The following is a 9,397-nucleotide window of genomic DNA, read 5'->3' as shown; positions in this document are numbered from 1 at the left end:
GGTCTTGGCGCTGCCATGAAGAAATTGGCCCATAGAGTGTCCCTCTGTGATCGCGACAATAATACGCCATCACACTGTGGGACTAAACACCTAGCCCTTTCAGGCTGGGCGTCGCCATGGCGCAGGAGACAAGACATTAACCAGGACACTGGACCCCTCAGATCCAAAGCTCAGCGAAGGGCGAAGTTGCGAATGGCTGCCTTCGTAGCGCTGTAGACTCTAAACGCTGCATTACCTATCGAGCCGGTGTCGATTCAGTGGGGATTTTTGAGTTCCTCTATCAAATGATTATGCTGGAAATAACTTGAGGTTGCGCCGCTGACTGGAAGCAGGCGGAGGAGAATTGCACTTCGACGTCGAATAGATGCGCTTACAAATCTAGCACGATCTTGCTCGCGGATGATCGGGACAAGTTCATCGTATCCGTAATCTTAACAAATGAGCCGCATCAGCGACGCGGGCGAAGGAGCGAACAGCGAGTGCCTGATCAACGGCGAGCATGTTGAAAAGTGCTAACGGTCCCTTACTACGCGCCCGTGTGGGCTGGACCCTGCAAGATTTTGCGAAAGTGGAAAATTTTGCGCCGTTAGAAGGCGCTTTCGATCTAAGTAACCGAAAATTTTCAGTTTTAGTTAGAGGGGGGACGGATCGAATCTCTGCCACGGCTTAAGTGAGAATATAGCCGATTTGATCTGAGATCGTGATTTTCCTCAAAATTCAGAGCGATTCAACAAGCATATCTAGCGCGGAATTTGGATGAAAGATCGGTATTTGTTTATTTCCGATGTGAATTTTGTTTCACGTAAGAAGTCCGCCGCGTACCGCGTTGACGAGTCGCAATGTTTCCGAGAATGTCCGCCGGAACAAACTCATTCGATGGCATCTATGTGGTGCCGGATCCTACCGCAATGCGAGTATAGCGATTCGACTGAGCAGGGCTGTTTCAAATGGTTCTATTGAGCCTCAGCGAACGTGGTAGTCTTGGTAACCAAAAAAAAACCATCCTTAGAACAGCTAATAAAGCGTTCTTTTAGGCTGATTCAAAGCCTTGAGACCTATAATGGGAACGATTTCGAAGTCAGAAGAACTCTCTTCGTGAAGATGGTAGCGAGTTTCAAATCTGTTCGAGCGGAATGGGCAAGGCTTCAGTCTTTTGCAGGGATGATTGATAAGGGCCCAGTGGTCAGGCGTGAGGACCGGAATTTTATTGATACGACCAGTCTTGGCAAACCATTGCCTGAAATATCTAGCTTGCAAGACGAGCTTTCCAGGCTAAGCCTCGAGTACAGACGAACACGTGCGAAATTATCACACACCCGAATAGTGTTTGCTGACATAGAGCAAGTTCTGACAAGCTTCCGAACAGACTTCAGAAGGTTATGTATTGACGATGAGTTATATCAAAACATATTGGGATCCCGGTCTCAATTTGATCCCAGTAGTTTGCATTTACTGACGCAACTCTGTCGCGCGGCGAATGCGAAACTGGTTGTGAAATCGAATAAACGGTTTTCAAACGTCGAAGAGCCCAAGCGGCTTGTCGAGGTTTTAATCGATTTGGGATTTGACGGGGCACTGCTTCACCCGGAATGGATCGTCCCCGTGGGAACGTCCGACTGCAGGTGGCAAGAAATGTCAAATTGGGTAAGTTGGTCGAGCACGAATGTCGCGCTAATATTAACCAATGATGCCCCCCCGCTATCCGTCTCGCCGTTGTTGGCTAAGAAGGCAATGTCTCTATTGGTCGATCCGCTAGAAGGCTTTGGCGCTCGCGACTACTTGAGTGCCTTGGAGTATTTTGATAGCAAGCCGCACGACCTAACCTTTTCGCGTTTTGAGCGAGCGAGCGGCGCAGTTAGAAGATACCCAACGCTCAACGAACACTTTGCTAGATAAGTGTCAAACACTCAGCCTTCGCTGTCGGGCCGGCTTTGATCCCTTCTCCACTCGTTGGGGGATTTCCCCACAATCCGTCGAAATGCTCTTGAGAAATGAGCTTGGTCGGAAAAATCCATCAATTGTGCGACGTCAGCAATGGATAAGGTAGTGCGGTTCAATAGGCGTCTTGCTTCTATGATCCGTCTTTCGAGCAACCAACGAGCGGGGGTTGTCCCAAAAGTGCTCTTAAAGCACGAAGAGAACCAATCCTCTGAAAGCCCCAGATGTTTCGCTAGATCGCCGACTTTAAGCCTGTAGCTCGAGCTTGCATCTATCAGTGAACGGAGTTTTCGGGTTTGCGCCATGGTCAGCCGACCCGACAGATCCTTACCTTCAGTGTTGGGATTTTCGACAACGTCTGCAAGAATGCTTCCGACTAAGTTTTCTACATAAGCATCTCGCCGATTTGAGCCGAGTAACTCATCCTTCACGAGGTGTGATAGCAGGCTCACGGATTTGCTGTCTTGAACCTCAACAATCTCGTTGAGCGCACTCAAAGCAGCGCTCGATCCTAGAGTTGGCCTTAGGAAACGATGTAGTTTGTCGCTATGGCCTATCACCTGCAATATTTGAAATTGACTTCCATGAGTAATTTTACTCCACAAAGGTACTCCGGCGGGGAGGAAGATCGCTTGCGGCATCGGTTTTGTTCGAAGTGGCGCTAAGCCTCGCTCGTCAGTTGTTATTTGTACCGAGGAGCTATCTCGCAGGAACACCAGGAGGCGGGGATCCTGAGATAAGAGGTATTTCGAACCTCCTCTATGACCGAAGCCGTCCCAAAAGCCCACCTGGATGCCGTCCAAAGCTCGAATGGTCGGAGAGGAGCTCGCGACCAATCCATCTTTGTTTGCAGTAATGACTGGCGAGTAGGTCAAGAAATGAAATCCATAAAGTAAATAAGTGTCAGTTTCCTACGGCGATTAAGAGTTACCCGTGCATAGCATGTGTCGGGTTTCCGTCTCAATAGCGGAACTGACCTTGCCCTGACCTGACCCCCATCGTTCCTCCAGTTTTCAGGAGAGTCTTGGTGACGTGCACCCCGATTTTGGGCCAGCGGGAGCTGTAATTTTCCGGGGGCACGTCAAACCGGATAAGCCGTACCATGCAAGTTCTTGCGAAACGTGGATAAAGTTGCTCTGTTCGAATAGGCATTCAATCTAAGTAGCGGCAATTGTTCAGTTTTGCTTCAAGGGGTCGCAGGTTCAGACCTCTTTCAAGACCAAGCCGGCGGCGTGATGTGCGCCGGGGCTTTGGTACAAAGGTATGGATCAGCCAATTGGTTTCAGTGAAAAGCAACTACCGGACTGCGTCGACAGGTCGCCGGTGCAGTCGTTCTATCGCCCTTGTAAGACAGCGGGCTCGTCGAGCGCCCTAGAGAGGACGATCGCGTCCTGAATGGCGAGAACAGCGTCCTCCGAAAGGAGTCGCGCATGCGCGGCGTCACGGCCTCGCCGGACGAGGGCTGTTTGTAGCGCATCTACCCAAGCGGCGAAATCCCAAACTTGATGCTGGTGAGGGGGGCCGTGAGAGGCCAGCTATGAGAACAGCGAGGACCCATCGCAGTTCGCGCTCAGCATCAGAACAGGCTGCCATAGAAGCTAGCTTTCTGGCAGCTTTCCGAGGATGGAGATGCGGTTGTCCGGCCCAAACGCGATCACCTTCTCTTGCTCGAGCGCCAGGTGAACAGCCATTATCTTGTCCTGCGAGAAACCGTCGGCATTCAAGGGCACACCTAGGTCGAATAGGTTGATCGCCATTTCAGGCTTCGCCTTTAGCGCCCGCAAACGGGTCAACAGGGCGATCTCTGTTTCTGAACATCCGTCCACACCGTGCTCAACGGCTTTCTGGCCAAATTGTTCTAAGGCCACTTCGTCGAAGTCCCATCGTTTCTGAAAGATGCCAAACCTTCGAAGCCCAGGCACTACCGTGACCGCGGATCTCAGTACCGGTGCCGCACTACGTTTCAGTTCCTTCGCCTACTCGTTGCAGTCCGAAGAAGTAACGATCGGGATCGCCTTTAACCACCATCTTACCGATGATATCTCCGTTGGCCGTCCGCCGGAAATAGTCAACGATCGGCTGTTTGTCGTACACCATGGCGGCCGTCATCACGCCAGCATCCAACCGCTCTTCCAATGCAGCCGTCGTTCCTCGTGCCCTCAAACGCGGAAGAATGTGGGTGAATAGGTTCGACGCAGGTTTTGTTCGGCCGATACCAGCAAAAAGAAGTGCCCACTTGATCGGGAAGAAGGCGGGATCGACGGCGAGGAGCTTACCGGGATTACTCTCGAACAGAAGCGCATCGGCCCGCTTGTCCGGATGAAAACGCTTGCCGAACCAGTGAAGGTTTTCGAGAACTCCGTCGAGCGGGTGGCCTGATGGATAACCGTTCCCTCTCCATAGCCCGATCAGCTCGGCGGGGTGGACCAGATCGAGTGTCTCAAACCAGTCGTTCATTTCCTCTTGGACTGTTGATCGCAGTGCGACTGGTTTCATCGTCTTGATCCTGGGCTACCTCGGGTTCGAATAATGCTGGAGCGTTGATATGTTGCTCGGCGATACACGCGTTACTGCACGCTAGATCCGAGCAGCGGCGCAAACGGTGTCTCCCATGCTGGCCGCAAGATGCGCCCGCGCCCGATTGACGCGACTTTTGACGGTGCCGACTTTGCACCCAAGCAGGTTGGCGGCATCTTCATAACTGGTCCCATCCAAGAGTATCATCTGTGCCGCCGGGCGGTAGCATTCAGGTAGGGCGATAAAGGCTTCCTCGAAATCGTGCCCTCGCATAGCCCATTCTTGCGAGGCTTGCTGCGTTGGCTCGATGCCGCTCATATCGTCCAATCCAGTGAGCGTTCTTTTTCCAACGACATATCTGGTCGAGAACGTGTTGCGCATGATCGTGAAAAGCCACGACTTGAGGCGAGTGCCTTCCTGGAATTTATCGAGATTCCCAAGCGCTTTCGCAACGGTATCTTGGACGAGGTCGTCGACGTCACCATCCTGAATACAAAAACGGCGGGCAAATTTTCGAAGTGCGGGAAGCAACTCAATCATCGCCGCTTGAACACGGACGGTTTTTGCGTGCGTCATGTCGCCAGATCTCCACCGGGTGAGATCCGTCAATCCGCGGTTGCAGACATAGTTCCGGCCTGTGCGCTCGTATACCGGGAGGGTACGCTGGCAGACAATGCTGATGATCGGCACCGCTCATGGCGACTTTACCCCGGGGGCCGCAACAGGAGCTGTCCCCTCGGGGGCAGGATCGGCGTCGAATGGTGTAATATACAGCCATGACAGAAACAGCGTCAGCGAGACTGCTGCCACCCCGACGGCCAGCTTTGTCTTGGAAGAACCCGCTTTTCCTCCCGGTTTTCCCTCGCGTTCATATTCCGTTGTAGGATCGGCTGATCCGAAAGGATCCTGTTCCTGTTGTGGCATGTGCTGGCTCCCGTTGCCGCCAGTTACGATCGATCGGTGTCGCCATTTCCAAATGTCCTTCGATCCGCATCGGGAGGGTCGAACCTGTCTACTGGGGACGGGGCCGAATTTTCTGTATCCGAAGGAGGAGCGGCGGCGGGCCAGTCGTTGGACGGCTCCTGGACCTGTTCGTCTTCTACGGAGCCTGTGCTGGTCGGAGGCGAAACGCCGTTGTGATGATCCCCGGACCAGGTCTGGGCCGCGCCTGTGGAGTTGCCGCTAATCTCTTTCTCGGCTTCGCTCCAGTGCCGTTCGTGCTGGCCGTCCGGCCTTCCTTCCGCCTCCCATTTGGCGTGAGCGGCGTCGCGGATCGTATCTTCTTTGCTCATGTAATCCTCCTGTTTCTCTCGGACAGAACCTGCAATGTCTAGGCGAGTTCCCGGAGAGGTCGATCGCGGGCTGCTCCGCGAGTTATAGGGTTCACGGCAGGGCCCGCAGATCTCCTATCGCTCCGGGCCGCTTGACTCCTATCGTAGGGGATCGAGTAAGTTCAGGAGATCTTATCGAATTCGCCTGCATAGGACCCAGAATGAGCATTCAGCGCCGCCCCGGCAAACCGCCAAAAAAGATCCTACGTCGCGTGCCGAAACAGGAGCGGAGCAAGGATCGGGTGTCGGAAATTCTCAAAGTATCTGCCGACCTAATCGGTGAGAAGGGTATCGATGCTGTCACGATGAAGGAAATCGGTTCGCGATCTGGCGGGCCGATCGCATCGGTTTACCAGTACTTCCCGGACAAGGAAGCGATTGTCGCATCGTTGTACGAGCAGTACGTCAATGAGACCCGTTTCATTCTGAAAGGTGCTCTCGGGAACATCCATACTGAGGAAGACGCGATGATTGCGGCCGAGCTTCTTGTCGATGCCTACTATGAGGTCATGCGACAAGGCCAGTCAGCGATCGACATCATGAATGCCATAAAAGCCAGCAAGCTTCTCGGCCAGTAGGACATCGCTGAGACACGCCGTCAGGTCGAAGATTTTTTCGAGGCAACTGTGCGGTTCGTGCCGCAGGGAAATCATGACCAGTACAAGAGCACTCTCATGTTGCTTTTCAACATGGCGGACGCGAGCGTGCGCCTTGCGCTGATGCACTCGCCGCGGGAAGGGGCCGAAATCCTGGAGCAATTCAAGGGTATCGTCCGAGCGCAAGCGTCCTATTTCTTGCTAGGGAGGTTTCCGGATCAAGTGACCAACCCGGTCCACAGGGCGCATGTCCCTCAGTAGGAAATCGATGGCTCCCGGCACTGAGAGGCTGTCCGAGAATTGAGTTGAGTGATCGGGTCGATGATGATTCCAAGACGGTGTTCAAAGCCAGAATGGAAGCGCCATGTGGAACCCGACCACCCGGCGGCAGTATAGTCGCAACCAACCCCGATATGAAACCGATCTGACGGACAGCGAATGGGAGGTGCTCTCGCCGCTGTTTCCTCCACCCGCGCGCAGAGGTCGCAAGCCAGTTTGGCCTGTGCGTGAGATCGTCAATGCCATCTTCTATGTTTTGCGCGGCGGCATCCCGTGGCGGCTTATCCCAAAACACTTGCCGCCCAAGAGCACCGTGTTTGGTTATTTCTGCCGATGGCGCGACACCGGGCTGTTCACGCGGATCAACCGTCGCCTCGTCACAATGGATCGCGAGCGGATTGGACGGCAGGCCTCGCCGAGCGCCGCTGTTCTGGACAGCCAGAGCGTCAAGACCACCGAGAGCGGTGGCCCGCGCGGTTACGATGCGGGCAAGAAGATAAAGGGCCGCAAACGGCAGGCAATGGTGGACATGGATGGCCGAGCACTTGTGCTCGATCCTCAGCTTGCCGACATTCAGGATCGCGACGGAGCAATCCCTGTTCTGCAGGTATCCCGCAGGTCCTTTCCCTTCGTGGAGAAGGCGTTCGCCGACATGGGATATTCAGGCGACAGGCCGCAGAATGCGACGCTTGTCGATGTCGAGATCGTCCGCAAGCCCAAGGATCAGGTCGGCTTTGCCGTTCATCCAAAGCGCTGGGTCGTCGAGCGATTCTTCGCCTGGATAAGTCGAAATCGGCGACTGTGGAAAGACCCGGAGGCGACGATAAAGTCCGCCGAAGCCTTCCTCTATGCTGCATCTATCATGACGCTGACCAGACGCATCGCACGATCATCATTAATTCTCGGACGGACCCTGAGACAGACTGGGCGGTAATAATGAAGACAGCTTGGTGGTCAGGAGATGGCTAGTCTTCTTGGGGTGCGAGCCAAACTGTGTATCCCATCTGCCACAAGGCATCGAGAAGAACGAGGCAACGCTGTTTTGTTTGTGTCGAAATGATGAATTCCGGGATCCGTCACCTAAGTCCTGTATAGGCGCTTGAAGCCTCCCAACCAGGATCCCTGACATGAATAATTTCAAACGAGTTCTTCTGACCTGTGCACTCTCAGCCGCAATGGTCAGTGCCGCCAGCGCTGCCGACATGGCTGTTGAAGAGGCTCCGGTCGTGGTGCCGTCGACATCCGGATTCTACATCGGCTCGCTGAGCTCTGTCAGCTTTCTCGATGACACGACATTTACGTCAGGCGTCGGCGCTATCTCGACGGACTACGACACCGGCTTCTACAGCTCGATCCGCGCGGGTTACAATTTCGGCTCCATGGGCTTCATCTCCCCACGCATCGAACTCGAACTCGGTTACGGAAGCGCTTCGGTTGACGCTCACTCCGTGAATGGCGCAGGCGTGCCAAGCATCGACTCTTTCGGCGACGCCCGCTCGTTCCAAGGTTACGTCAACGGATACCTCGACATTCCCCTCACGAACGACGGCTTCTTTAGTGCCGTCACACCCTTCGTCGGTGGTGGTGTCGGCTTCATGAACCTCGAACTGCGCAAGCAGGGCGTTGCTGGAACTGCGACCCTTATCGACGATAGCGATACCCAGTTCGCCTACCATCTGGACGCGGGCGTCGGCATCAACTTGCAGGGCATCGGTCTCTTTTCCGACATGTCGCTATTCGATAACACCACTCTCGACATCGGCTATCGCTTCACGGCGGCTGACGACTTCGATTTCGTGGCTCGCAATGGCTCCGCGTCGAGCACAGACTTCAGAAGCCATGCCGTGACGTTCGGCCTGCGCAAACAGTTCTGATGAAGTAAGCGGGAGGTGCGCTGTCTTAAGCTCCTCCCGCATCCGCTGAACTCGAGGGTATCGGCTTGCAAAAAGACCTTGGGCGAAAGTTGGGAATGGCTACTGCGCTCGTCGCTGCATTGATGCTCGTGTCTTGTACCCACGACGACGATATTCAGCAGAGAACACAGTCCGCTCAGTCGGCGTCCCGCGCCGCTACGGTTGCACCGGACGTTGCCGCGATCGAACGGGCTATTGCTGCGGCCCCGCAACAGCAAGCCAGCGGCGTGCCTTGGGCGAGTCCCGCGACCGGTAGCGCCGGAGTTTTAAGCTATACCGAAAGCCGCGGCGCCGATGGTCGCACATGCCGTGCCTTTCTCAGCAGCCGCCAATCCCTGAACGGTGTTGACACTTTGAACGGACAGGCGTGCGCCGAAGGCGATGGGCGCTGGCGGGTCAATTCCCTCAACGAACAATAGCTCCGGCGGTAGGCGCAGGAAGTAGATCAAGCGGCGCTACGCCAGAAGATCGGCGGCCCTGTGCAGGTCCCGAACTTCCGTATACGGCCGCCAGTCGGGATTGCCATCATCATCTCTGCGATTGACCCAAATTGCCCGCAGTCCGAGTGGCATGCCTTCATGTCGGTGTGCATGCCCATGGCTACGTGTATCGTGTCCTCGGGCGTGGCATCCCTGTGCGTACGCGTGTTCGAAGTTCTCTTTGGAGGGCTTGTATGAGCGAGCCCGCTCGGCCGTTATGACTTATTCAAACGGTGTGCCGACACGCTCCGCGTAAGCCTCCGGTGAGGGCCGTCTTGCGAGGTTGATGCGAACATCGGAAGTCCTAGTGCAAACACTAGGAGTAGTCCTATGACCAAGCATTC

The 9,397-nt window shown here is 54.8% G+C and carries 11 protein-coding genes; 6 read left to right on the top strand and 5 right to left on the bottom strand.

Annotation, left to right across the window (positions count from 1 at the left end; genetic code table 11):
- Window positions 1-981 precede the first annotated feature (981 nt).
- Window positions 982-1,896: a hypothetical protein gene (locus tag J2T09_RS27375; RefSeq protein WP_306840251.1), complete on the top strand. Its 915-nt coding sequence runs from the start codon at window positions 982-984 to the stop codon at window positions 1,894-1,896.
- Between the two features lie 11 nt (window positions 1,897-1,907).
- Here the strand turns inward: J2T09_RS27375 and J2T09_RS27370 are convergent, their stop codons facing one another.
- The 5 genes from J2T09_RS27370 to J2T09_RS27345 form a co-directional block, all read right to left on the bottom strand.
- Window positions 1,908-2,813: a helix-turn-helix domain-containing protein gene (locus J2T09_RS27370; protein ID WP_306840250.1), complete on the bottom strand. Its 906-nt coding sequence runs from the start codon at window positions 2,811-2,813 to the stop codon at window positions 1,908-1,910.
- A gap of 723 nt (window positions 2,814-3,536) precedes the next feature.
- Complete coding sequence (locus tag J2T09_RS27360) at window positions 3,537-3,806, bottom strand: hypothetical protein (RefSeq protein ID WP_306840249.1); 270 nt, start codon at window positions 3,804-3,806, stop codon at window positions 3,537-3,539.
- A gap of 88 nt (window positions 3,807-3,894) precedes the next feature.
- Window positions 3,895-4,434, bottom strand: coding sequence for a GXWXG domain-containing protein (locus J2T09_RS27355; RefSeq protein ID WP_306840248.1), 540 nt, complete (start codon window positions 4,432-4,434; stop codon window positions 3,895-3,897).
- 81 nt (window positions 4,435-4,515) lie between these two features.
- Entirely contained in the window at window positions 4,516-5,031 is a 516-nt protein-coding gene (locus J2T09_RS27350; protein ID WP_306840247.1) for a sigma-70 family RNA polymerase sigma factor, read from the bottom strand.
- A 371-nt stretch (window positions 5,032-5,402) separates the two neighbouring features.
- The gene (locus J2T09_RS27345; protein ID WP_306840246.1) at window positions 5,403-5,747 is read right to left on the bottom strand and encodes a DUF2934 domain-containing protein; all 345 of its coding nucleotides are present in this window, start codon (window positions 5,745-5,747) and stop codon (window positions 5,403-5,405) included.
- A 200-nt stretch (window positions 5,748-5,947) separates the two neighbouring features.
- Between J2T09_RS27345 and J2T09_RS27340 the strand changes: the two genes are divergently transcribed.
- The 5 genes from J2T09_RS27340 to J2T09_RS27325 all read left to right on the top strand — a co-directional run bounded on the left by J2T09_RS27340 (window position 5,948) and on the right by J2T09_RS27325 (window position 8,993).
- The gene (locus tag J2T09_RS27340; protein WP_306840245.1) at window positions 5,948-6,364 is read left to right on the top strand and encodes a TetR/AcrR family transcriptional regulator; all 417 of its coding nucleotides are present in this window, start codon (window positions 5,948-5,950) and stop codon (window positions 6,362-6,364) included.
- 3 nt (window positions 6,365-6,367) lie between these two features.
- Window positions 6,368-6,643, top strand: coding sequence for a hypothetical protein (locus tag J2T09_RS27700; protein ID WP_373458668.1), 276 nt, complete (start codon window positions 6,368-6,370; stop codon window positions 6,641-6,643).
- A gap of 103 nt (window positions 6,644-6,746) precedes the next feature.
- Window positions 6,747-7,595 carry an IS5 family transposase gene (locus J2T09_RS27335; RefSeq protein ID WP_306840244.1) on the top strand — a complete coding sequence of 283 codons (849 nt, stop codon included), beginning with the start codon at window positions 6,747-6,749 and terminating at the stop codon, window positions 7,593-7,595.
- A 193-nt stretch (window positions 7,596-7,788) separates the two neighbouring features.
- Window positions 7,789-8,535, top strand: coding sequence for an outer membrane protein (locus J2T09_RS27330; protein ID WP_306840243.1), 747 nt, complete (start codon window positions 7,789-7,791; stop codon window positions 8,533-8,535).
- A 95-nt stretch (window positions 8,536-8,630) separates the two neighbouring features.
- Window positions 8,631-8,993, top strand: a complete 363-nt coding sequence (locus tag J2T09_RS27325) for an RT0821/Lpp0805 family surface protein (RefSeq protein WP_306840242.1) — start codon at window positions 8,631-8,633, stop codon at window positions 8,991-8,993.
- The last annotated feature ends 404 nt before the right edge of the window (window positions 8,994-9,397 follow it).

Source organism: Neorhizobium huautlense (assembly GCF_030811685.1).
Taxonomy (GTDB): Bacteria; Pseudomonadota; Alphaproteobacteria; order Rhizobiales; family Rhizobiaceae; genus Neorhizobium; species Neorhizobium huautlense_A.
This window is presented reverse-complemented; position numbering and strand designations above follow the sequence as displayed.

Coding starts and splice junctions, on each gene's coding strand:
- J2T09_RS27335 (WP_306840244.1), top strand. CDS start 6,747: ATGTGGAACCCGACCACCCGGCGGCAGTATAGTCGCAACCAACCCCGA.
- J2T09_RS27350 (WP_306840247.1), bottom strand. CDS start 5,031: ATGACGCACGCAAAAACCGTCCGTGTTCAAGCGGCGATGATTGAGTTG.
- J2T09_RS27340 (WP_306840245.1), top strand. CDS start 5,948: ATGAGCATTCAGCGCCGCCCCGGCAAACCGCCAAAAAAGATCCTACGT.
- J2T09_RS27325 (WP_306840242.1), top strand. CDS start 8,631: ATGGCTACTGCGCTCGTCGCTGCATTGATGCTCGTGTCTTGTACCCAC.
- J2T09_RS27345 (WP_306840246.1), bottom strand. CDS start 5,747: ATGAGCAAAGAAGATACGATCCGCGACGCCGCTCACGCCAAATGGGAG.
- J2T09_RS27355 (WP_306840248.1), bottom strand. CDS start 4,434: ATGAAACCAGTCGCACTGCGATCAACAGTCCAAGAGGAAATGAACGAC.
- J2T09_RS27330 (WP_306840243.1), top strand. CDS start 7,789: ATGAATAATTTCAAACGAGTTCTTCTGACCTGTGCACTCTCAGCCGCA.